23 protein-coding genes and 2 pseudogenes are annotated in these 21,366 nt (G+C 69.5%); 7 read left to right on the forward strand and 18 right to left on the reverse strand.

Annotated elements, in window-relative coordinates; all coding sequences use genetic code 11:
* Window positions 1–3 precede the first annotated feature (3 nt).
* From HW837_RS18315 to HW837_RS18325, 3 genes and pseudogenes are all read left to right on the forward strand, one after another.
* Window positions 4–126: pseudogene (locus HW837_RS18315) on the forward strand (transposase); the annotation flags it as partial.
* Between the two features lie 80 nt (window positions 127–206).
* Window positions 207–1,805, forward strand: coding sequence for an AAA family ATPase (locus HW837_RS18320; protein ID WP_013001049.1), 1,599 nt, complete (start codon window positions 207–209; stop codon window positions 1,803–1,805).
* Entirely contained in the window at window positions 1,805–2,836 is a 1,032-nt protein-coding gene (locus HW837_RS18325; RefSeq protein WP_013001048.1) for an HNH endonuclease, read from the forward strand. The genes HW837_RS18320 and HW837_RS18325 overlap by 1 nt, the downstream gene beginning before the upstream one ends.
* A gap of 231 nt (window positions 2,837–3,067) precedes the next feature.
* On the opposite strand, the pseudogene HW837_RS18330 reads toward HW837_RS18325, so the two are convergent.
* From HW837_RS18330 to HW837_RS18415, 18 genes and pseudogenes are all read right to left on the reverse strand, one after another.
* Window positions 3,068–3,625: pseudogene (locus HW837_RS18330) on the reverse strand (glycosyltransferase family 2 protein); the annotation flags it as partial.
* Window positions 3,626–3,674: 49 nt separating this feature from the next.
* Entirely contained in the window at window positions 3,675–4,247 is a 573-nt protein-coding gene (locus HW837_RS18335) for a hypothetical protein (protein WP_046773761.1), read from the reverse strand.
* 66 nt (window positions 4,248–4,313) lie between these two features.
* On the reverse strand, window positions 4,314–4,862 hold the full coding sequence (locus HW837_RS18340; RefSeq protein WP_013001045.1) for a hypothetical protein: 549 nt from the start codon (window positions 4,860–4,862) through the stop codon (window positions 4,314–4,316).
* Complete coding sequence (locus HW837_RS18345) at window positions 4,859–5,551, reverse strand: hypothetical protein (RefSeq protein WP_013001044.1); 693 nt, start codon at window positions 5,549–5,551, stop codon at window positions 4,859–4,861. Before HW837_RS18345 ends, HW837_RS18340 begins: the two co-directional genes overlap by 4 nt.
* Entirely contained in the window at window positions 5,542–6,099 is a 558-nt protein-coding gene (locus HW837_RS18350) for a hypothetical protein (protein WP_013001043.1), read from the reverse strand. The genes HW837_RS18345 and HW837_RS18350 overlap by 10 nt, the downstream gene beginning before the upstream one ends.
* A gap of 146 nt (window positions 6,100–6,245) precedes the next feature.
* A complete protein-coding gene (locus tag HW837_RS18355) occupies window positions 6,246–7,397 on the reverse strand; it encodes a hypothetical protein (protein WP_193382522.1) in 1,152 nt (383 codons plus the stop codon).
* 79 nt (window positions 7,398–7,476) lie between these two features.
* A complete protein-coding gene (locus HW837_RS18360) occupies window positions 7,477–8,256 on the reverse strand; it encodes a hypothetical protein (RefSeq protein ID WP_013001041.1) in 780 nt (259 codons plus the stop codon).
* A 213-nt stretch (window positions 8,257–8,469) separates the two neighbouring features.
* Window positions 8,470–9,387 carry a hypothetical protein gene (locus HW837_RS18365; RefSeq protein WP_013001040.1) on the reverse strand — a complete coding sequence of 306 codons (918 nt, stop codon included), beginning with the start codon at window positions 9,385–9,387 and terminating at the stop codon, window positions 8,470–8,472.
* Window positions 9,377–9,547 (reverse strand): hypothetical protein, encoded by a 171-nt coding sequence (locus tag HW837_RS18370; RefSeq protein ID WP_013001039.1) that lies wholly within the window; start codon window positions 9,545–9,547, stop codon window positions 9,377–9,379. Before HW837_RS18370 ends, HW837_RS18365 begins: the two co-directional genes overlap by 11 nt.
* 71 nt (window positions 9,548–9,618) lie before the next feature.
* A complete protein-coding gene (locus tag HW837_RS18375) occupies window positions 9,619–9,990 on the reverse strand; it encodes a hypothetical protein (protein ID WP_049875718.1) in 372 nt (123 codons plus the stop codon).
* A gap of 65 nt (window positions 9,991–10,055) precedes the next feature.
* Window positions 10,056–11,570 carry an ATP-binding protein gene (locus tag HW837_RS18380; protein ID WP_037729840.1) on the reverse strand — a complete coding sequence of 505 codons (1,515 nt, stop codon included), beginning with the start codon at window positions 11,568–11,570 and terminating at the stop codon, window positions 10,056–10,058.
* A 46-nt stretch (window positions 11,571–11,616) separates the two neighbouring features.
* Entirely contained in the window at window positions 11,617–12,156 is a 540-nt protein-coding gene (locus HW837_RS18385) for a hypothetical protein (protein ID WP_013001036.1), read from the reverse strand.
* Between the two features lie 23 nt (window positions 12,157–12,179).
* Complete coding sequence (locus HW837_RS18390) at window positions 12,180–12,653, reverse strand: DUF6238 family protein (protein WP_013001035.1); 474 nt, start codon at window positions 12,651–12,653, stop codon at window positions 12,180–12,182.
* A gap of 194 nt (window positions 12,654–12,847) precedes the next feature.
* Window positions 12,848–14,320 carry an SCO6880 family protein gene (locus HW837_RS18395; RefSeq protein WP_013001034.1) on the reverse strand — a complete coding sequence of 491 codons (1,473 nt, stop codon included), beginning with the start codon at window positions 14,318–14,320 and terminating at the stop codon, window positions 12,848–12,850.
* Window positions 14,321–14,401: 81 nt separating this feature from the next.
* Entirely contained in the window at window positions 14,402–15,778 is a 1,377-nt protein-coding gene (locus HW837_RS18400; RefSeq protein WP_013001033.1) for an SCO6881 family protein, read from the reverse strand.
* Between the two features lie 36 nt (window positions 15,779–15,814).
* Window positions 15,815–16,507: a hypothetical protein gene (locus tag HW837_RS18405; RefSeq protein ID WP_013001032.1), complete on the reverse strand. Its 693-nt coding sequence runs from the start codon at window positions 16,505–16,507 to the stop codon at window positions 15,815–15,817.
* On the reverse strand, window positions 16,507–16,821 hold the full coding sequence (locus HW837_RS18410) for a DUF6112 family protein (protein ID WP_013001031.1): 315 nt from the start codon (window positions 16,819–16,821) through the stop codon (window positions 16,507–16,509). Before HW837_RS18410 ends, HW837_RS18405 begins: the two co-directional genes overlap by 1 nt.
* Window positions 16,822–16,960: 139 nt before the next feature.
* On the reverse strand, window positions 16,961–18,091 hold the full coding sequence (locus tag HW837_RS18415; protein WP_013001030.1) for a C40 family peptidase: 1,131 nt from the start codon (window positions 18,089–18,091) through the stop codon (window positions 16,961–16,963).
* A 514-nt stretch (window positions 18,092–18,605) separates the two neighbouring features.
* On the opposite strand from HW837_RS18415, the gene HW837_RS18420 reads away from it, so the two are divergent.
* From HW837_RS18420 to HW837_RS18435, 4 genes are all read left to right on the forward strand, one after another.
* A complete protein-coding gene (locus HW837_RS18420) occupies window positions 18,606–19,361 on the forward strand; it encodes a DNA-methyltransferase (RefSeq protein WP_013001029.1) in 756 nt (251 codons plus the stop codon).
* A 238-nt stretch (window positions 19,362–19,599) separates the two neighbouring features.
* Complete coding sequence (locus tag HW837_RS18425) at window positions 19,600–20,154, forward strand: DUF4913 domain-containing protein (protein WP_037729910.1); 555 nt, start codon at window positions 19,600–19,602, stop codon at window positions 20,152–20,154.
* Window positions 20,151–20,636 (forward strand): hypothetical protein, encoded by a 486-nt coding sequence (locus tag HW837_RS18430; protein ID WP_013001027.1) that lies wholly within the window; start codon window positions 20,151–20,153, stop codon window positions 20,634–20,636. Before HW837_RS18425 ends, HW837_RS18430 begins: the two co-directional genes overlap by 4 nt.
* Before the next feature lie 18 nt (window positions 20,637–20,654).
* The gene (locus tag HW837_RS18435) at window positions 20,655–21,353 is read left to right on the forward strand and encodes a helix-turn-helix domain-containing protein (protein WP_037729838.1); all 699 of its coding nucleotides are present in this window, start codon (window positions 20,655–20,657) and stop codon (window positions 21,351–21,353) included.
* Window positions 21,354–21,366 lie beyond the last annotated feature (13 nt).

Genomic DNA, 21,366 nt, shown 5'->3' on the forward strand with positions numbered 1-21,366 from the left:
GAGGTGGGGCGTGGTGACCTGACTGATGTGGCGTGGGAACGCGTAACGCCCCTGCTGCCAGGTGTTGATGGTCATAGGCGGCCGTGGTGTGATCATCAGCATGTGATCAACGGGGTGTCGTGGCGTTAGGCCCTGAGGCGTCCCTGTGCGGCTGCCGGGTGGATAGGGTTCCGGGTCCGAGTGCTGCCGCGAGCCTGGAGGACCCTGTGCGGTTCATCGTTCAATCCGACCGACGTTTCCCCTCCGACGCCGGCCCCCGCGCCGCCATCCTCCTCCCTGACAACTGGGACGACTTTGGCTTCAGAACCAGCTACGACCTGTGGTTCCGCCGTACCGATGACACCAAGCCGATCGAGATTGGCCGTGTCAAGATCGCTCTGGTCGAGCAGGAACCCGGCCCGAGCCCTCTGCCACTTGGCGACTTCGCCGACGGGCTGCCGGCCGGCCTTGGCGAATGGATTTCGCTCGGCCAGGACGTCCAGTACTACGAAAGGATCGCCGAGCTCAAACAGCAGGGGCGAGAGATCCTCCGAGGCTTGGGCGACATCACCGCGCTGGAGAGCCCCGAACTCGCAGAAGAGAAACTGAACGCGCTGGCAACGTCGAGTCCGGTCGTCGGCAACTCCTTTATGCGAAACCTCTCCACAAAAACAGTTCTCCGCCAGTACCGTCGCATCACCGCCGGAGGGCCCAGGCTCGCCCGCTATAAGTTCAACTACCACTCTCCCCAAGCGGACACCGAGATCTCGGCACGCCCCCCGCTGGAGTTCGAAGTCCGGCCCAACTCCGTTCCCTACAGCAACATCCACGTGCTCATCGGGCGCAACGGGGTCGGGAAGACCACACTCCTGCGCTCCTTGGCCACAGCCGCAGTGCGCCCCTTCGACCTTCCCGAAACCGCCGGCAAAATCACTTACATCGAGGAAACCGGCTTCGCGAACGTTCTGCTCGTCACCTTCAGCGCGTTCGACCCCTTTGCCAGCATCACCCCGTCCCATACCAGGACCAGCTACACGCACGTCGGCCTCACCACGCATGTACCTGACGGTGAAACCAGCGACAGCCACCCCACCCGTTTGAAGGGACGGGAGGAACTGGCCGAGGAATTCCTCGATAGCATCAGGTCAATCGCGACCTCCGGACACCAGGACCGGTGGATTAAATCCCTGCTCACCCTTGCCAGCGATCCCCAGTTTGACGCCGCCGTCCTCATCGGCGGCGACTTCATCGGTGATCGCATCAGCCCTAGGCTGATCGAAGGCATCACACATGGAGACGAGCCTGCGAACGGCGCAGGACGCTCGTGGCGCGACATCTTCATGAGTCTTAGTTCCGGACACGCCATCGTGCTGCTCACCCTCACTCGGCTTGTGGACCTCGTTGGGGAGCAGACGCTCGTGCTGTTCGATGAGCCCGAGGCGCATCTCCATCCCCCGCTGCTGTCTTCTTTCGTCCGCGCGCTGTCCGAGCTTCTGGCGGAGCGCAACGGTGTCGCCATCATTGCGACGCACTCGCCTGTCGTGCTCCAGGAAGTCCCGAGGTCCTGCGTCTACAAGATCAGTCGCTCTCGCGGGCGCGCGCGGCGTCCCAGGATCGAAACCTATGGGGAGAACGTCGGAGTACTCACCCACGAGATCTTCGGTCTCGAAGTGATGAAGTCCGGATTCTACGCCGAGATCGAGAAGGCGGTCGCCCGGTTCGACACCTATGAGGGCGTTCTCGGTCACTTTGGGAATCAGCTGGGCGACGAGGCCAAGGGCTTGGTGCACATCCTGTTCGCGGACAAGAGGGCGGAGGAGCGCTGATGTGGCCCTCGGATCCGGTGACACTCAGCGCCAGAGTCAGCTGGGAGATCTGCACTGGCGGGTCCCGCGACACGCAGAAGAATGACGGCCTGGGGACCAAGCTCCGCGCGGCCGCGAAAATCGCGGAGAAAGCCGCCGACATCTATAGGGCCGCCGCCCTGTCACGTACCCTGCACACCCTCAAGTCACAGGACTTCCAAGTCGCAGGCATACCCGGCACTACGGTGTCCGACATCGTCTACGACAGCGGCATGGTCAGTGGCGCCGGCCGCGAAATCTACGACGAGGTTATGGACGGCCGCGACGAAGACCTGTGCCCGATGTGCCGACACACCGAAGTATCCGAGCTCGATCACGTCCTGCCCAAGAAGGCATTCCCTGCCCTGTGTGTCGCCCCCGACAACCTCGTAGGGACCTGTGACTACTGCAACTCCAAGAAGAGCGACATCACCACGGAAGTCGCCAGAAAAGTACTGCTGCACCCAAACTTTGAGAACGTTTCCATGGAGCGCTGGCTGAAGGCCGAGGTTACCCCCGGGAGCCCGGGAGTCCTCAGGTACTTCGTGGCCGCACCGCCCCACTGGGATGCCATGCTCGCCGACCGCGTCCGCCATCAGTTCGGCTTCCTGGACCTGGCCACGCGCTACAGCAGCAAGGCCAACCACACCCTCGGCGGGATGCGCCAGCACTTCGCGAAGCAGCTAGAGAAGAACCGTGCATCTGGCCTGCGGATCTATCTGGAGGACCTGGCCTCAAGCCACCGCGCCGATGACCTCAACGGGTGGGCGGGCGTGGCGTACAGCGCGTGGGCCGCCGACGACGCCTTCTGCCAGGGATCCTTTAAAGCCGAACCGGCCCCCCGGGCCGAAGTCAGCGAGCACGGCATGGAGAATTTCAAGATCACATGGATGCAGGATGGTCTCCGCCGCGAGTCCGTAGTCCGCTACAGCGCGAAGGCCGCTGGAGACTACGCCAGCTACAAGCGGGCCGAAGAGGGCGTCAGCGACGTCCGGATCATCCGGTCCAGGTAGCTTCCCCGCCTTGGCCTGCAACTCGTGTCGAGGTGATGCCGAGCGTGGCGCGAGCTGGGACGCAGCTGGTGAGGACGCCACGAATGGGTGACACAGAGGGATGTTGTGTACGTTAGGCGAGGCTGGTCGAGGCCAACCAGAATGAGCTTCATGGCCCAGTGCGTGTATGCGACAACGTCCGTTTCCTCAAAAGGTAGTTAAGCGACATGACCTGCGAGGGACACGGAAAGTGCCGGGATAAGCGATGTAGTCCTCGCCCTGGACCGGGCCGCCCATCGGTGCCGCGCGCACGATGTCGGTGCGGGCAAGAAGGGTGGTCGGCCCGATGGAGATGGCGTCGGACGGGGATTTCCAGTACGTCCACACATCGTCGGCCTCGTGCCGCCCGGGCGGCGGCGGGCAGCACCACAGTGTTGTCGTTCCGTCCGGGTGCAGGTCCTCGCTCCATCCCGCACACCAGCCGACCCCCGTCGATTCCAGGATGTTCAGCCGTACGGACATGGCGTAGTCGGTGAACTCGTCATCGTCGTCTGCCCAGTTGGTGTACCGGGTGCGGACATGGGCGAGGGCCAGGTTCCGGGCGCAGGCGGCGCCGACCGGGCGGGGCAGAGCGAGCGTGCGGACGCGAGAGTCCTGCGCGAGCGGGTCGGGCAGGCGGTCCGGCGAGGCGCCGTCGAGCGCGATCACGGCCTCCCACGGCACGGACTGCCGGGTGAGGCTGGCGTGCATGGCGGTCAGGTAGTCGAGCCGGTCTTCGCGCAGGCGGCTGGCGATGACGACGGTGATCAGGGGCGGGGTGTGCGAGGGCAGGGGGAGGCTCCGGGAAGACGGCAGTGAACTAGCGGCGCGTGGCGGGACGCGGGGCGTGGGCCTTCACCGGGGACGCAGCGGGAGCGCCCGGGGACGGCGTGCTGCGCGATGCCCGGATAACCGGTGCGGGGTCGAGGGAGGACCAGGCCGCCGGGTGGTCGTTGAAGGCGGTACGCGGGTCGACGGCCCAGTCCACGACCGGGCCGATGTCCTCGTGGAGGAGGCTGATCACCTCGATGCCCTCCTTGTGCAGGATGTACCCCCACTGCATGTCCTGCTCGTCGGCGATCTCGTCGGTGACCGACATGCGCACCGGCGGGGAGCCGTCCGGGGTGATCAGGTGGTCGAGGTGACGGCTGGGCCACTGCTCGCCGCCGGTCAGCGCGGCCACGAGCGAGGGCGGGGCGCCGTCGAGGAGGTCGGTGCCGAGCTCGTCCCAGCCGACGGCGACGTCGTCGATGAGGTGACGCGACATGGCTTCCACGTCGCGTCCGAACTTGTACTGGTAGGCCGCCAGGAGCAGCGGGAGGTGGTGGCTGGGTACGCCGTCGAGCTGGACGTAAATGCCGCTGTACCCCGTTCCGGTGGTGGGGCGGGCGATGAAGGAGCGCGTGGCCAGAGGGTTCTCCAAGGACGTGCAGGCGGGTGGTGGTTGACCCCTGCGGGGTTAGGGGTGGCGGCGCACGGGGTGGGTGCCGCCGTTGCCGGTGGCCCGGCGGTGCTGCTCGCTGACCCCTGGCAACGGGGTGTACGCCGGGGTGGGCTGAGCGTCGGTGAGCGGGGTGGTGACGGCCGCGAGCGCGCGTTGGAGGCTCCGGTGCGCGGCGGTGTGGCCGAGGGCGATGTTCAGTCGGCTCTCGGCTGGTGTGGCGGTGCCGGGCCGGGGAGTATGGCGGTGGAGGTCGGCGAGGCCGGCCACGGTCGTGCTCAGATGGGTGGCCGCCCGGTTGGTGTGAGCGAGGGCCGCAGACAGTTGAGTCAGATACTCGCGTCCCACATTGGTTTGTGCGAGGGGACTGTCTGCGGACTGCCGCAGGTCCGCGACGAGGCCGGTGGACAGGTTGTACACGGTGACCAGCTGATCGAGTACCGGGGCGAGGGCCGTCGGTGCGCTGCCGCTCTGCAGCGGGGCCAGGCCGACGGTGGTCTCCGTGATACGGCGCTGCCAGATGGCCAGGCGGGCGCGGACGAAGGCATCGTGGTGGCTCTGGCTCACCGGCCCATCCCCTTGCGCGGGTTGACCCGGGGAAGGGGCGGGTGGGAGCGCGGTCCTTCGGCGTAGTCCATGACGATGTGGAAGTCGCGATGGCGCAGGTGCTGCACGGCCCTGACCAGCTGATGCCGGGTCTGCGTGGGTGTGAGGGTGTCAGGGAGGTGGCATTCGCCGGTGGCCGGGTCGAGCAGGAAACCACCGCGGAGCAGAGCGCTGTTGGCGCCGATGTAGCCGGAGCGGATGCGCGGACGCCGGTCGGCGTCGAAGGCGACGTGGACCTGGAAGTGGCCGGGGCTGCTGCGCCGGATCGCGGTGGGGGAGGTGAAGAGGTAGTCGTGCAGCAGCCGGCGCTTCAGCAGGGCCGTGGCCCGGACGGGGTCGGCGGGTACGGCGATGCCGCGCGGGGCCCTCAGGCCCTGGACGTGCTGGTGGCCGGTGTTGGCGGGCAGCATCGGCAGCACCAGATACTCGCCCGGCCGGTGAGGGCGGGGCATGACGTACAGCTGCAGCCCCCAGTGGTGGGTGAGCACGCCACGGTAGGCATCGGTGGTCTCGAAGGAGGTGTACGGCAGGGGGCCGCTGTCCCAGATCCGGTTGGCTGCCGGGTCGTCGGCGATGGCTACCGCAGGGCTAGAGGGGCGCCAGCCGGGGAGCCGTTCGGCGAGTGTGTTGGTGAACTCGGTTATGTGCAAGGGCGGTTCCTCGGGCGGTGCGTCGTTGAGGTGGAAGGTGCAGGCGGCGGAGTGGTGAGGATCGGCGCCGTCCAGGTGTCGGCTGCGGTGCGCAGCTGTTTCGACGCACGGGCCAGGTGCGTACGGGCACCGACCATGCGGTCCGCGAGTGCGTCATGCGCGGCGGCGGTCGCCCGGGCCCTAGCGGGGCTCGGCGCCTGGTGGGCGAGGTCGGCCAAGCGGCCGAGGTGGTGGACGGCGGAGCCGAGCGCCGCGAGCGCAGCTGCGGTGGGTTCGGCGGCGCTGGCGATCGTGAGGGCGGTGCGGCGGCTGATGGTCGTGACCCGGTTCGGGTAGCGGGTGGCGGCCCGGTGTCGGAAGGCGTGCTCGCCGGCCAGGTAGCCGAGCAGGCGGGCGAGGTGGCGGACCTCGTCGTCGAGGATCTCGCTCAGCCCCGGATCGGGGGGCGGCGTGAACTGGTCAGGGAGCGGGAGATGGTCGGCGACGGTGTTGAGCCGGTCGGCCACGGAGTGCAGCAGCAATCGCTGGTCGAGGTCGGACAGTGGCATCTCCGAGAGGGGGATCGGCCGGGCTACCGCCGGACTGTGGCCGGCGGGTTCGGCGGCGTCGGCGGCAGATCGGGCGTGGTCGTCGGTGGAAAGGTCGGCTGGGCGGAGCACGGCGTGGTGGCGTGACGGAAGCTGACGCTGATGCCCTAACTGGTGAGCAGCCGCACGGCGGTCTGGATGAGCACGGCGCGGTCGCTGGTGCTGTAGGAGGCGGGCAGGACGAACGCCGACTCGTGCGGGCTGTACTGGAAACGGCAGCCGAACACCATGCGGGCGTCTTCGGGCACCGACCGATACGGTGCGCCCACGACCCCGTCGGGGTACCAGCTCAGCGTGAGGGTGTGGGCGACCTCCGGTGCGGGCAACCGGTGCAGGGGCTCGGGCTGGGTTCGCTCAACCGGTGGTTCTTGGGAGGAGGGAAGCCTTCGTGCTTTCGGAACCACTGCCCAGGCAGGTGCTGGGCGAGGGCGGTGGTGAAGGCGGACAGGTCGGTGAGGGATGCGGGCATGGGTTCCTGAGGCGTTGGGCGGCCTGGTGGTAGCGGGCAGGAGCCGCCGGGAGACCGTGTGTGCGGCGCGGACGGCCTCGGAGGGGACCGCGATCGCGTGCGGGGCGTTGTCGTCGCCGAAGTAGTCGTGGGTGATGCCGTGCAGGGATAGCGCGCCGACGAGGACCTGCCCGCGGTGCAGCGGGCGGTCGATCACGACGAGCTCAAGGCGATCGGGGCGGGTCAGGATCGCGGCGCGGGGAACGCGGAATTGCATCCAGGCGCTGGCCAGAGACGCGTTGTCCCACAGGTCGTCGAAGAAGTCGAGCTGGCTGTCCGGATCGGCGAAGCCGGTTACGTGGGAAGCCCATTCGCCGGGCAGACGGTGACACAGGCCATGGGCGAGGGACTCCAGATCGCTGCCAAAGGTGGCGATGCGGACGGCCTCACGCTGGCAACGGCGGTACTCCCGTTGCTGGTTGTCGCGCCACAGTTCTTCGACGCGCTTGCCCGCAGCGGGAGAACCGGCGTCCGCGAGGATGCGGGGCAGGTGGTATTCCACGCCGATGCCTTGCCGGTCGGCGTCGGCGAGGAACCGCGTGAGGCGGGCCGGAACGTCGTGGTCGTACCTGTCGTGGATCAGGATGGAGCCGAAGACACCGCGTGGGCGCCAGAAGCCGTGCTCGGCCAGGAGCGTGTGGGCTGCCGGGGGAGCGTCGGTGCTGGTGACGGCGATGACACCGACCTGTTCGTGATCGCCGAGGCTGATGGGGGGCATGCGCTCGCCTGCAGGCCCGTCGGCGCCGGGCAACGCGACGCTCGTGCGGGTGGAGTTGGTACCGGACGTTGATGAGAAGGTCAGCTCCTGCGGCCGGTACGGTGTCGGCTGTTCAGCGGGTTCTGGCACGTGGACCTCGTGTTGTCGGGAGGGCGGGGGCTGGATCGGTTCTCGCCGTGAGCGGGTGCTTCTTCAACCTCGTGGCAGCCTCGTGATCAGGCATGCTGCGTCGACCGAGGTCTGCTCGCGCAGGCGGAGCCGATGACGGTGCGCGTGGGGCGGGGAGGGGGTGTGTACCGCCGATGAGGGAGGGGCAGCCATCGAGTTCGTCGAGCCAGCTCAGGAGCTTGGGCAGGTTCTTGTCGGGCCCGAAAGCGAGGTAGGTGCCGTCGGCGCTGTCGCAGCCGAACCACTCGGCTATCCCCAGCCGGATCCGGGAGTTGACGCGGCCCATGTGCACGCCTTTGCTGCGGGCCTTCGCCTCGCGGGCGAGCTGTTCCGCTACGGGGCCGAGTTTCCACTCGGTCGATCCGGCCAGGAACAGGACGTCGAAGTCGTCCCACGGCAGCAGCCCGGGGGCATCGCAGCCGTCCTGGGCCGCGTAGGCCGCGGGCACGCCCAGGTCGCGGATGCGGGCCAGCCACGGCAGGGACTCGGTGAGGGTGCCGGCGGCGTTGAACGGCTGGTCCGGGGCGAGCGCCCACAGGCAGCGATCAGGCCCGTACCGTTCAACGGTCCGGTGCAGCCAGGCGAACCACGCCTGGGCCCCGGGCCAGTAGCGGCCACGTCCGTCGCTGCCGAACTTGGAGTTGTCACAGGCATACAGCGCACCCTCGGGGATCCGGCTGCCTTGCGCGGGGGTGGTCATGCAGCCGATGCGTCCGGCGCTCATCGCAGCCCGTATCTCAGGCCCCGAGGGAGTGCCGAGGTAGCGCACCGTGTATCTCCCTGGAGGCGACGCCGACCGCCGTCCGGGCCACCTGCCGGCCGGGCGGAAGTCCGCGAAGTGGAGCCTGCGGCTGGTGGACCTCGCCATTTCGGGAAGGCGGCACGTTCCTGGTCTTTGAGCCGGGCGAGGGCGCGGTGAGCGTCGGGTGTGCCTGGTTCACCGTGTGCGACCGGGCATGGGGGTGGTCGCCGTCGGTGGCCCCGGGCTCGGGCCCGGCGGGAGACCGGTCCGGGTGGTCCGACGCGCGGGGGCCAGGGCACGCATGCGGTCGACAGCAGTGTGCAGGTCCTCGCCGAGACTGCGCAGGGTGGCCGCGGCGTCCTGAAGGTCGTAGTGGAGATCGAATCCGTCGTCCTGCTCGAATTCCTTGGCCTTTTCCGCGGCTGCTTCGAAGAACTCGCCGAGCCGTTCCAGCAGGCCGCTGGTGGGGTCCAGGATCTGGTGCAGCATGGCGGCGGCATCCGTAGGCGACTCGGTTGCGTTGAGCCGGTCGGTGAGCACGAGGAGCACGTCGCCGTAGACGAAGGTGCGGTCCGCGTTGCCGGAGACGTCCCGGGGTTTGGGGGTGCGGAGCGTCGGCTCAGTCGCGGACACGGTTGTGCGGGCGGTGGGCGAGGAGGGAGTTGGCAGCAGCCCGAGCTGGTCGAGGCGGTGTTCGATCGCCTCGACCAGGGGCTGGGCGCTGCCGCCATGCCGGGTTTCGGGCCGGTCAGGTGCACCGGGTTCGTCGGAGGGCACCGAGTCGTAGAGGACCTCGAACAACGAGGGGTCGTCGGGGTGCTCGCGGGTCGCGATCCAGCCCTCCGGGCTTCCGGGCGGGCGGTCGGAGGGGGGCTCCTGCGGCGGACCGATGATCAGGTAACTGTCGTCGGGGAGCGATACGCGCACGATGTAGGCGCTGAGCCCGAAATCGATGTCGCACTCCAGCCCGCGCTCTCGCAGCGGCGTGGTGATGTGCGCGTGGCGGTGCCACAGCTCCTGCCACCACGGGGTGTCCACGTTGTGATGGTCGGGAAGCGGTGCGAGCGGAGCCGCGCGGTGGGCGTCTGGAGTGCTCTCCTGGTCAGCGGCCACGGTTCCTCCTGGGGGAGGCCGGCGTGCGGTGGGGCGGAGGTATCTGGCGAGCGGGGTCGGCTTCCGGCTTCGGCACCGGACTGAAATCGAGTTCGTACTCGCCGTAGGCGGTGATCAGGCCGTGCTCCATCTGGGCTTCGCGTTCGGCGATCTGTGTCATGAGGTCCTCGTGCTCGGCCTGGCACTGCTGGTAGTCGGCCCAGTCGGCGTCGCTGAAGTGGGCGGGGCGGTTCAGAGGTCTCCTTGAAGGGGTGGGGTCGGCCCGGGGCAGCGGTGGCGGCCGCCCGGTTCGGGCGGCGGCGCCGGGCTCTGGCGGTGGGAAGGCGTGAGGAAGAAGCGGTGGAAGTCGAGGTGGTCGGTGAGTTCCTGGACTGCGTCACCGAGCGCCTGCGACGCGCGCCGCAGACAGGCACGCGCCGTCGCGTGTTCGACGACCATGCGGTTGTCCCGGACGTAGCTGTCGTTCTCTCCGCGCGGCCGGGGCAGTGAGAGCGCGGTCTGCGCGGTCTCGGCGAAGTGCGGTACGGCCTGGCTCGACAGGGTGACCCCGAGGGCGACTCCGCACCGTAGCCGACAGGAACTCAGGACCTCACCTAGACTCATCACTGCACCTCACGCAGCCGGAGAGGCAGCAAAGGCGCTTCAGTTTTCGTGAACTCGGCGTTTTTTCAGTGCATGCGGGCGTCGGTGTCGAAGAGCGCCAGTTCGTGGGGGTGCAGGAGGTGCTGCACGATGAAGCTGCGCCCGGCCACTTTCCACAAGCCTCGGCCCCGGTTGAGGTGGGCGATCGCGTCGGTTTCCACCGAGGTCAGGCCCAGCAGCGCTGCTGCGGCGTGGAGTTGGTCGGTCTCCTGTCGGTAGATGATGCGGGTGGAGCAGTCGGCGAGGAGTCCTTCGGCCAGGGCGCGTCCGCGGGATCCGGCGTCGCCAGCGGTGAGCAGGTCGGACAGTCGGTGGATCACCATCAGGTTGGCGATGCCCAGGCCGCGGCTCAGCTTCCACTGGGACTGCATGCGCTGTAGGAGGCCGGGGTGGCGCATGAGGCGCCATGCTTCGTCGTAGACGATCCAGCGCCGGCCGCCGTTCGGGTCGGACAGCGCGGACTCCATCCATGCCGAGGCGCAGGTCATGGCGAGGACGAGGGCAGTGTCGTCGCCGGATCCGCCTAGGCGGGACAGGTCGATGGTCAGCATCGGCGAGCTGGGGTCGAACGTGACGGTGCTCGGGGCGTCGAACATGCCGACGAGGTCGCCGTGGACGAGGCGGCGCATGGCGTGGGCCAGGTCGCGGGAGGCGTCGCCGAGGCGGCCGGACATGATGCCGCCGGCCGTGTCGAGTTCGGCGGGGTTGTTGAGGGTGGCGGCGATGTCGCCGAGCAGCGGGGTGCGTCCGCTCTCGGCGGCGCGGGTGACGACGGCGTCCAGGGCGACGTCGAGGCCGGTGTGCTCCATCGGCAGCAGGTCCCGCCCGAGCACGGTGCGGGCCAGCGAGCCGAGCAGCAGCAGACGGCGCTTGCGGATCTCACCCGCCCAGTCCGTCTCGGAGACCGACGGTGGTCGCGGCGCCGCGTCCAGGGGATTCAGCTTGCCTGGCAGTCCGGGACCGAGTGCGATCGAGGTGCCGCCCAGCGCCTGTGCCACAGGAGTCCATTCACCCTTGGGGTCGCAGGGGACGTAGACCCGGTATCCGAAGGCGATCGATCGCAGTGCGAAGCTCTTGGCCAACGCGCTCTTGCCCTGCCCGATCACGCCGGCCAACAGCACGTTGGGGTTGGTGAAGCCCTCGACCCTGCCGTACAGCGCGAACGGGTCGAAGACGAAGGACGCTTCAGCGTGGACGTCGCGGCCGATGTAGATGCCCTCGGCGCCGAGGCCGCCTTCGGCGAGAAATGGATAGGCCCCGCTTGCGGTGGCGGTGGTCATGCGGTGGGCGGGCAGCTTGAGCTTGTTGTTGCGGGAGGACGCGGGGCCGGGCCGCCCGGCGGGCGGGAAGAGAGGCGGCGGCATCTGCCGCTCCTCCACGCTGGCGCCGCTGGTATGGGCGGCGGCATTGACGCGGGCTTTCGCGGCGGCCTCGGCGAGCTGCCGTCGGGCGGCCCTGCGGGAGGCGCGGTCGGTGCCGTGCGGGGTGAACAAGGGAGAGGCCGAGGCGCGACGGGCTCGGCGCGCGGGCCGGTGGCTCATAGCAGGGCGGCTTTCACGTGACGGCGGTCTGGACGCGGTGCTGGGGTCAGACGACCGGTGAGGCAGTGAACAGAACCGGGCTGCGGTAGTCCTTGCCGTCACCGCTCCAGTCCAGCTGGATGTAGCCGTCGGCGAGGTAACGGCCGGATCCAGCCGGGTACTTGAGGGTTCCGGTCGAGTAGTAGCCGTTGCCGTAGCTGCTGCTGTGTTCGAGCGCGTACTCAAGCCCGCTGTAGGCGGCGGACTTCACGACCGGGTCCGTACCGCTGACGCTGCGCTTGGTCTGGAGCTGGAACTTGGCCTTGTTGAAGGTGTAGGTGTTGCGGTTCTTGGCCGTGTACGGGCCGTCCCAGTACACGGTGGCGGTGGTGTAGATGGTGCTGCCGGAGCGCATGGCGCAGAGCGTCACCTCGAAGTCCCAGTTGTCGGAGTCGGGGCCGGTGTACGACGGGTCGTCGACGGAGTGGCTGCTGGTCTTGCAGTGGTAGCTGGCGGCGGATGCCGGGGTGGCGGTGGCCAGGGTGGCGGTGCTGGCGAGTGCGGCGAGTATGACGGCAGCGGAGGTGGAGCGCTTCAGGGCGCGCATTGAGGGCCTTTCGGTGGTGGGGGTTACTGGCTGCAGGTGGTGGTGTGGCCGTGCAGCGGGGTGTTGAGGTCGCTCGGGGTGGTCTTGCGGCGGACGACGTGGCCTGCGGCCAGGTGTCGCTGGCAGATGGTCAGGACGGGCGGTCCCTCGGACAGCCGCTCGGGGTGGCAGCCCGTGTTTGTCGGGGTCTCGTCCGCGACGGGCAGGAGATGGAAGGCGTCGTGCACGCCGGCGGCGGCCTGGAACAGCCGGGTGCGCGCGGTGGCGAGGTGTCGTCCGGCGGCGGGGTGCGGGGGCCGGGCGAGGTCGGCGAGGTGGTCGAGCAGGTGATGCAGCGCGGTCAGATGGGCGTGCACGACGTCGAGGTGCACGCGATCCACCGGCGCTGGGGAGGGGGGCGCTGACCGGGCCAGGGCCCGGGTGTGATGGCGGACTCCGGTGCTGGCGGCGCGGAGGTAGGGGTGCGCGTCGAGTTCAGTGGTGCGGGGTTGGGGCAATGAGGGGTCCTAGCCGCCGGGGAGGCGGGGTCAGCGGCCGGTCGTGGACCGGTAGCAGCGGGGCGGGACGGGCGGCGGACGGCGCTGTGGCGGGCGGCCAGTTCCTGGCAGGAGGTGAGCAGGGCGCGCAGTTCGCGTCTCAGCTCGTCGTCGTTGAGGGATGTCAGCGCATGTCCCGGAGTCTGGAAAGGGCGTTACAGAGCGGTGCGGGCGAGGGGCAGGGCGGCGAGGGTGAAGGCCGTCGGCTGCTGGTAGTTGAGGCGGCGCAGGTCGACGCCGGCGGTGACGGCGGCGGTCTCGATCTGCGCGCAGGCCGCGTCGAGGAGGGCATCGGTGTCGGCGGTGACGGTGACCAGGCCGGTCAGGGCGACGTCGGCGTGCCCGGCGATGAGCTGGCGCTCGCGCTGTTTGACGTCGGCGTACTCGACGGAGTCTTCCTCACTGTCGACCTGGCCGCGGCGGGCGCGCTCGTTGGCATCGGCGATGATCGCCGCCTTCTTCCGCTGGACGTCCCGCAGCGCGGACTCGAGCTGCTGCGGCACATATATGAGGGAGAGGCTGCGGCGGACCCCGGCGGTGAACATGATCTGGTGCAGAAACCCGGCTCCCATCTCGGTCCGCGGCCAGTTCTCCACCCAGTACGTGGCGTGGCGGGCGGTGTCGGTGGCGAGCCGGTCGTACTCCTCGACCTGGACGACGGGCCCGGCGGCTGCCGGGTCCGCCTCGGCGCGCCCGGTGTCGGACCACTGCTGGAGCGCGGCAAGGGCCTGCGGGTCGTAGGCGGTGCGGATCACGGCGGCGATCTCCCGGGCGCTCAGCCACCCGGTGACCAGCAGTCCGGCGTTGCGGGCGGCCTGGGCGACGGAGGCGGTGGTCTGCTCCATGACGGTGAACGCGCCCGGCAGCCCTCCACCGGCCTGCGAGATCAGGCGTCTGGCGGCCTTGAGATCGAGGGAGATGGCGAGGTAGGTCTCGTGCGGGGCGGCGGCCGGGCCTGCGGAGGCGACCAGCTCGGAGTAGATCTGCCCGGCGACCGGGGTCTGGGGCTGGCCGTGCTGAGTCCAGTGGCGGACGAGGGTGTCGCCGGAGTCGGGGACCGTGCGCTCCAGGACCTGCACGGTGGCGACGTGCCCGGTGCGGGCGATACCCGCCAGCGCACGCCCCCAGCCGTTCACGTTGTGGTTCTGCGTCGCGGCGTCCAGCAGGGCGAATGCGCGGGATGTGACGCGGGCGACGGCGGTCAGGGTCTGGCGGTGCGGATCGTAAACGGCGGCAGCCCCGTTGGCGGAGTCGCCGGGGGTGACGACCTTGAGCGAGGCGGCGGTGCCGGGCAGGTGAAGGATGCCGTCCTGCCGGGGCCGAGTGAGGGGCCGGGCGAGCCAGAGCATCTGGCCGGTGCGGCGGCGCTGCGCGTAGCGGGCGACGATCGGCGCCCAGTCGATCAGGGAGCGGCCGTGCCGGCGGATCGCGACGAGCGCCCCCGACGCAGCCCACAGCGGGGCCAGGGCGACGGCGCCGAGCAGTCCGGTGGAGATTACCGTCATCAGCAGCAGCGCCAACGTGCATGACACGAGGACGAGTTGGGGCAAGGAGAGGCCGAGGAGGATGCCGCGGCGGGACCGGTGCGGGAACTTCACCGTGACCGGGGCGACGGAGAGATCAGTCAAGGGGCGGCTCCTGGAGGCGCGGGTGGAACCCGGGGGCGGGAGGGAGCGTGCACATCCCACCCCCGGGAGTCGGTCAGGGGATCAGAGGCCGGTCGGTGGCGGCGGTGATGCCGACCCGCTGGACGTGGCGTTCTGTGAGTCGGAGGAGGGGGGTGCGCCCTGCGGCGGCGTCGTGGTCGGCGGAGCGGACTGCCATCCGCCGCCCTGGCCGGACGCGGCGCTCGCGCCGGATCCGCCCGGCCAGGGGCTGCCGCCCACCTGGCCGGTGGTGTCGTCCGACACGCTCGTCGGCCCGGGCTGGACGGCCTTCTCCAGACCGGACTTGACGGCATCGCCGCCGGGCGAGACGCCCGTTCCCCCGCCGCCCTGCGGACCTTCCCTGCCGTCTCCGCCTCCACCGGTCGGGTTGGCGGCGACATCGCCGGGGAAACCGCCCCCGCCAGCGGCGTCGGGCCCCTGCGGTGCGGCGCCTGCTCCGGCTGCAGCGCCACCGGTTCCGGCGGTGGCCGCAGCTGCGGCGGCCTTGCGGGCGGCCTTCTCGGCGTGGGCCTTGGCGATCTGGGCTCCAGCGCCACCGGCCCGGTGGATGGATTCGCCGTCGGTGCCGTCGGCCGCCCAGTGCACGAACTTGAAGACGGCGTACGGGCACAGCAGGACCAGGGTCATGATCACGATGCCGGACATGACGTCGGCCAGAGCGGCGATGCCGTCCTTGGCCTCGGTTTTGCCCATGGCAGCGATACCGAGTACGAAGATCACGGTCATCAGGAGCTTGGAGACCACGAGGGTGGCGGTGGCTTCGATCCAGCCCTTGCGCCAGCGGCGTGCGACCTCCCACCCGCCACCGGCGGAAGCGAAGATGGCCAGGGTGACCATGACGAGGATGCCGACCTTGCGGACCATCATCACGCACCAGTAGAGGAAGGCGCCGAGGGCGGCGCCGAGACCGGTGACGACCGTAACGAGCCAGCCCAGTCCGGACAGGCTGGCGATCTGGTTCACCTTCACGATGCGGCGCACCGCCGATTCGATGTCCAGCTTCGCGGCTTTGAACAGGCCGTCGGAGACGGCGTCGACCACCTCGACGGCAACCGTGGTCAGGGCGATGGCGCAGAAGGCGAACAGAACGCCCGACATGGTGCCGGTGAATGCCTGTGTGAGGGCTTGTCCATCGCGTCTGACGGCGGCCCGGACCAGCTGCGCGCAGAACGTCGCCACCAGCAGAACCAGGCCCAGCGGCAAGAGCATCTCGTAGTTGTCGCGGAACCAGCCGGCGTTCAGATCGACCTTCGTGGTGGTGTTGACCGCCTCGGCCGCCAGATCGGCTGCGGCAGCTGCCAGTTCACCTGCCGACTTCGCCATCCAGTCACCGATGGCCTTGCCGGGGTCCGAGGCGAAATCCACCGCGTCGCCGACGGCGCACAGCTTGTCTGCCAGGGGAAAATCACAGAAACCCACGGGGAGTTACTCCTCCATTCTTGTGTCAGGCGCGGGTCACTGCGTGACGCTCGGAGCGATGGCGGCCAAGGTGCAGTCGTGATTCGGGCGGCACTGCACGGCGAGGGTCACGGCGCGTTCCTCGGCTCCACCACCGCCCTTCTTCCAGGCGATCTGCTGCTTGCCGTTGACGGTGACGACGTAGATGTACGCCTCGGTGATCGCGGACGGGTCGTCGGCCAGCGCCTGCTTGAACGCGGAGGGGTAGTGGCCCTCGGTGACGTGGGCGGTGGCGTGCTGGTCCTGGTCGGCCATCCGCGACCACAGCACCGGATCGGGAACCTGGCCGGAGACCGAGGCCCAGTCGGCGTACCTGGTCTCCGTGGTCATCCAGGCGCGCATACCGGCGAGTTGCTGGTCGCGGCTGGTGTCGCGGGTGTCGTAGGACCACAGCATCTGGGCCGCCGCCTTGGCGTAGGCGACCGGCTCGGCGATCTGCGGAGGCGTGGGCACCGACCCGGATCCGGAGGACGGCTTCGGGGCGGGCTCGGAGGAGGACGGGCTGTGAGCCGGGGCGGGCGCGGCGGCGTCCGGGGCCGGGTGGCCGTCCCTGCCGCCGGTCAGCAGGGCGATGATCCCGGCGATGGCGAGCAGAACGGCGAGGATGGAGGCAACGATCGCGATGCGCCGGTTGGCGGACCAGCCTGCGCCGTACGAGGACAGCGAAAAGGAGGGGAATCGTTTCCGCATCAGCGGACCTGCGACCCGAGGGCTGAGAAGAAGGCGACGATGCCGTTCGCAGCGCCAAGACCGAGGGCGGCGCCCGCGGCCACGACCGCACCCTTCTTGCCGTTGGCCTCGGCCTGGTGACCACCGGTGTGGTGACCCCAGGCCCAAACGCCGAGCGAGACGGCGAGGGCGCCGACGACGGCGATGATCCCGAACAGGTTGATCGAGTTGACGACGTTCTTCAGCACGCTCAGCCCGGGCAACCCGCCGCCCTTGGGCGAGATTCCTGGGTCGTAGGCGAGCTGGATGACGCGGTCTGAGAGAGAGACGGACATAGGGGTGGCGGGGCTCCTTGCATACGCGGGCCAGGCGAGGGCCCGCGGGAAAGAGGGGAAGCGGAGGGGGAGGTGCGCTCGGGGCGCGGAAGTGGCCGCGGCGGCGGCCCGTCCGGAGCGGTGCCGGGGCGGGGCGGCGTCAGATGACGCGGCGGGCGGCGAGAATCGTCCAGTCCTTGATCGGGGTGATCCGGACCGGCTTCGATGTGCGCGGCGCCTCGATCACGAGGCCCTCGCCCATGTACATGCCGACGTGCTCGGGCCGGGCGGCGGTGCCACGGCTGAAGATCAGGTCACCGGGCTCAAGTTGGGCGGTCGGGACCGCCTTACCCTCGTTGACCTGCGTGTAGGTGGTGCGAGTGAGCGTGACGCCGGCATGCGCGTACGCCTGCTGCATCAGGCTGGAGCAGTCGCAGCGGCCCATGGGGTCGGGGCCGTGCGCGTTGGTGCAGGAGCCGCCCCATTGGTAGAGCGTGCCGAGCTGGTGCATCGCCCACTCGATGGCCTTGCGTGCCTTCGGATCGGCGTTTGTGGGGATCGCGTATCCCTTCGGGACGCTCCCTTCGGGGATGCGGCCGAAGCCGGATCCGTCCTGGCCCGGCGCGCAGCCGGTCGTGCCGGTCGACGGTTGCTTGCCCTGGTCCGCGCCCTTGCCGTCCGCGTCATGGCCGCCGGGGAAGGTCTTGGCGATGGCTTCCTGCAGTGCGGTGGCCAGGTTCTCCCACTGCGCGTACGCGTTCGGCAGGCCGGACTTCTGCACGGCTTGGGCGGCCTGGGTGATGGTCATCTGCTGCCAGCCGTTCACCTTGAGCAAGTGCTTGTAGAACTGCTCGCTCGCATAGACCGGGTCGCGGATCTGCTGGGCGCTGCCCCAGCCCTGCGAGGGACGCTGCTGGAACAGGCCGAGGGAATCCCTGTCGCCGTAGCCGAGGTTGCGCAGTCGGCTCTCCTGCATCGCCGTGGCTAGCGCGACGATCCGTCCCTTTTTGGGGACGTCGAGCGAGAGGCCGGTGGCCACGATCGTCGCCGCGTTGGGGACCTGCTCGGCGGGCAGGTCCAGGCCCTTGATGTGGACGTTCTTGCCGGACGCGCCGTCGAGGATCTTGGTGACTTGTTCGGCGACCTTGTCGCTGTCGATGTCGCTCAGGCAGTTGCTGAAGGAGCCGCTGCTCTGCACGGCGTCGGCGGAGGAGGCCAGCATCATGCCGGTGCCGGCGATCAGGATCGGGGAGAGGAAGACGACGCCGATGCCGGCGGCGAGCGCCTTCAACCGGAGCGGACCGCTCGCCGCTCAGCGTTTTCGGGCAGGGGTGGGTAGCGAGACGTCATGAGCGTGTCCTTCGGGGTGCGGTGTCCGGCGTGCCGCGTGCGCGAGGCGTGGTGGAAGGGCGCGGCGGCCGGGGTGGGCGATCGGGACGGGCCGGCGCGGGCGAGTTGCCGCTCGCTCCGCGTGGCCGGGCCGTGAGCTAGGTGTGCCGAGGCAAGGGGGTGCCTCCGTGAGGTGTGGCGGGAAGTAGCCAGCGGCGGTGTGCGCCGGGCGGTTCAAAAACAGTAAGCGCGAATCGGCGGTTGACCAAAAAGTCGGCGTGAAGTATCGGGATCCGGCACCTCGGCAACGCACTTCTTGGTCGTCGGCGCTTTCGCCTCTACAGTTTTTGGACTCCCCCCTCGCCCTCCTCGGTCTGCGGCCCTGGGCTTCTGCATGCCCAATTCCGGCCCGCGAGGACTCCTGCGCGAGGCGGTTGGTTACCTCCGCGACTCCGCACCCGAATAGGGGTTCCTCTTTGCCTTTTTCTCTGCACCAGGGCGACGCCCTCAGCGTTCTCGCCGGCCTTCCGGACGGCTGCGTCGACTCCGTCATCACCGATCCGCCGTACAACTCGGGCGGTAGGACTGCGAAGGAGCGCACGACCCGCTCCGCGAAGCAGAAGTACACCTCTGCCGATTCCAAGAACGACCTCGCCGACTTCACCGGCGAGAACATGGACCAGAGGTCTTACTCGTTCTGGCTGACGCAGATCATGACCGAGGCCCACCGCCTCACCAAGAGCGGCGGGACCGCGCTGCTGTTCACCGACTGGCGCCAACTGCCGACCACGACGGACGCGATCCAGGCGGCCGGCTGGCTGTGGCGTGGGGTGCTGGCCTGGCACAAGCCGCAGGCCAGGCCCCAGCGCGGGAGGTTCACGCAAAACTGCGAGTTCATCGTCTGGGCCAGCAAGGGGCCGATCGACGGCTCCCGGAACCCGGTCTATCTACCGGGTATGTACTCCGCGTCGCAGCCCTCGGGGGCGAAGCGCCAGCACATCACGCAGAAGCCCGTCGAGGTGATGCGCGAGCTGGTCAAGATCAGCCCTGAGGGCGGCACGGTGCTCGACTTCTGTGCCGGCTCCGGCTCCACGGGCGTCGCCGCCCTGCTGGAAGGCCGGGACTTCATCGGCGTGGAGAAGACCGAGCACTACGCGTCGATCGCGGAAGCTCGGCTCACCGAAACGATCCGCGAGACCCTCACTCAGGACGACGTGATTCTCGCCGTCTGAGCCGCGAGCGCGCTTCCCGTCAGGGCGGCCGGCACCCAAGTCGGCAATCCGGCGAAGCGGACTTATAGCTCGCTGGCCGCTCCGCCTCGCCGATTTCGCCCTTCTCTCATTCCGCGTCTCGTAGGAGGCCAACCTTTTCATGCCCGAGCCCATAAAACCTTCTGACGATGGGGAGTTGGAGCCGGTTCGCATTCCCGATCCGCAGTTGGAGGGAATCGAGGCGAGCGTCCGACGGCTCATAGAGCAGTCGGCGCAACAGGCGCAGCAACTCGACCACCTCGCGTCCGCCCCGGAGCCGAGCGGATCGCCGTTCGCCGCGTTCGGCATGCCGGGGCTCGGCGGGCCGCTTGCCGCCGCTTTGCCGGAGCCCCGCCCGATCCTGGAACTCGACGGGGAGGAAAGGGAAGACGAACTCGACGCCTTGTCGGACTGGGTCGACGACTTCTTCCTCCCGGTCTACGGGGCGGAGGTCACCACCGCGGCGCCCTGGTGTCTGCAGTGGCAGGAGCACGACGATGTCGTGGCCTGGCTCCACGCCCTGTGGCTTGCGTACGAGCAGCACAAGGACCCCGAAGCGGGATTGAGCGGCCTGTTCGTGTGGCACCGGGACTTCCTCACCCACGCCGTTGCGGCGATCCGCGCACCGGGCGGGCCGCTGTCGGCGTGCATGACCTCTCCTCACCGGCCCGCGCACCGTCTTCTGCCCGGCCCGCCGCCGTCCGTGCGTATGGAGACGGCGGCGGACCGGGCGGAGGCCGCCGGGCCCGCCGAGCCGGACGAGCCGACGTCATGACCGCGGGAGCGGGACAGCCCGCCTTCGGACTGAGCTTCGACCCCCGCGCGCTGACCGATCTCCTCCAGGCCCCCAGCGATATCCGCGACCTGACCCTCGCCTACCTGCAGGAAGTCGTGAACGCGCAGCGTTTCGGGCTACGCCTCGACGGTGACCTGGTGGGTTATCGAAAGCTGTTCGTGGACTCGCGCAAGGACTGGCGCGTCGTCTACGGCGTCCGCGCGGCGCCCGCGGAGTCCGCGCACCCGAAGGAGATCCATGTCGTCGCGGTCCGGCCGCGTGCGGGCAACGACGTCTACGACGAGGTCGGCCGCCGCCTGGGGATGACCCGTCGGCCGCTGAGCGCCCGCACCCACGCGGCACGCTCCCGCTCCCCGCAGCTGACCAGCCGCACTCCCGTGCCCCGGCCCGGTCCGCCGCCCAGCGCACTGCCGGGTCTGCCCCGTCCCGCACACAACCCCGCGCACCATCACAGCCGCTGAACGCACGGAGCCTCGCCTATGCCCCCTGTGCCCGCGTCGACGCCAGCCCGGCGTGCGGTCTCCCCGCTCGACCATCGCATCGAAGCCGTCACCGGCCACGAGATCGACACCCTGTGGGCCTACCGCGACCGCGGCGTCCTCGACGAGCCGCACGCCCACCTGGTCGACCGGCACCGGGAGTTGGCCAAGGCCCAGACCGGTGTCACCTTCTACCTCCGCCTGCTCAACCGCCTTTCCAGCGGCGAGTTCGATGTCGATGACGCCCTGTTCGCGCGCATCGACCGCACCGTGGACCGGCTGGAGGAGGCCACCGACGCGCGGGACGCCGCTGCCCGGAAGGTGCTCGCCGCCCTGGAGCCCATCGAGGCCGCCGCAGCGGCCTTGGCGCCCGACGCGAAGCCACTCTCGACGGACGACCAGGCGGCGCTGCTCGCCATCGCCGGCGGCGCCAAGCTCTACGAACACCTGCTGACCGGCCGGATGTCCGTCACCGCCGCCTCCGGTACCCGCATCCCTCACGCCAAGGTGCAGCGGCTGGAGGACGCCGGCCTGGTCGTGAGGGATACCGGCCACCCCGTGCACGCCGGCCAGCCGGTCTCACTCACCGACGCCGGACGCGCCGCGCTGTTCGCCGCCCGCCGGACGCCCACGACCCAGGCGCCGAAGGTCCCGGCTCGACCCGGCACATCGCCGTCCACCCCGGCGCAGCGCCGCTGAACTCCATCGAAAG

Origin of the sequence: Streptomyces caniscabiei, assembly GCF_014930365.1 — a bacterium.
GTDB lineage: Bacteria > Actinomycetota > Actinomycetes > Streptomycetales > Streptomycetaceae > Streptomyces > Streptomyces caniscabiei.

Excerpts from the sequence above, each read along its gene's own strand:
- HW837_RS18325 (WP_013001048.1), top strand. The coding sequence starts at position 1,805 with ATGTGGCCCTCGGATCCGGTGACACTCAGCGCCAGAGTCAGCTGGGAG.
- HW837_RS18350 (WP_013001043.1), bottom strand. The coding sequence starts at position 6,099 with ATGCCACTGTCCGACCTCGACCAGCGATTGCTGCTGCACTCCGTGGCC.
- HW837_RS18360 (WP_013001041.1), bottom strand. The coding sequence starts at position 8,256 with ATGAGCGCCGGACGCATCGGCTGCATGACCACCCCCGCGCAAGGCAGC.
- HW837_RS18370 (WP_013001039.1), bottom strand. The coding sequence starts at position 9,547 with ATGACACAGATCGCCGAACGCGAAGCCCAGATGGAGCACGGCCTGATC.
- HW837_RS18375 (WP_049875718.1), bottom strand. The coding sequence starts at position 9,990 with ATGAGTCTAGGTGAGGTCCTGAGTTCCTGTCGGCTACGGTGCGGAGTC.
- HW837_RS18380 (WP_037729840.1), bottom strand. The coding sequence starts at position 11,570 with ATGAGCCACCGGCCCGCGCGCCGAGCCCGTCGCGCCTCGGCCTCTCCC.
- HW837_RS18385 (WP_013001036.1), bottom strand. The coding sequence starts at position 12,156 with ATGCGCGCCCTGAAGCGCTCCACCTCCGCTGCCGTCATACTCGCCGCA.
- HW837_RS18405 (WP_013001032.1), bottom strand. The coding sequence starts at position 16,507 with ATGCGGAAACGATTCCCCTCCTTTTCGCTGTCCTCGTACGGCGCAGGC.
- HW837_RS18410 (WP_013001031.1), bottom strand. The coding sequence starts at position 16,821 with ATGTCCGTCTCTCTCTCAGACCGCGTCATCCAGCTCGCCTACGACCCA.
- HW837_RS18430 (WP_013001027.1), top strand. The coding sequence starts at position 20,151 with ATGACCGCGGGAGCGGGACAGCCCGCCTTCGGACTGAGCTTCGACCCC.
- HW837_RS18435 (WP_037729838.1), top strand. The coding sequence starts at position 20,655 with ATGCCCCCTGTGCCCGCGTCGACGCCAGCCCGGCGTGCGGTCTCCCCG.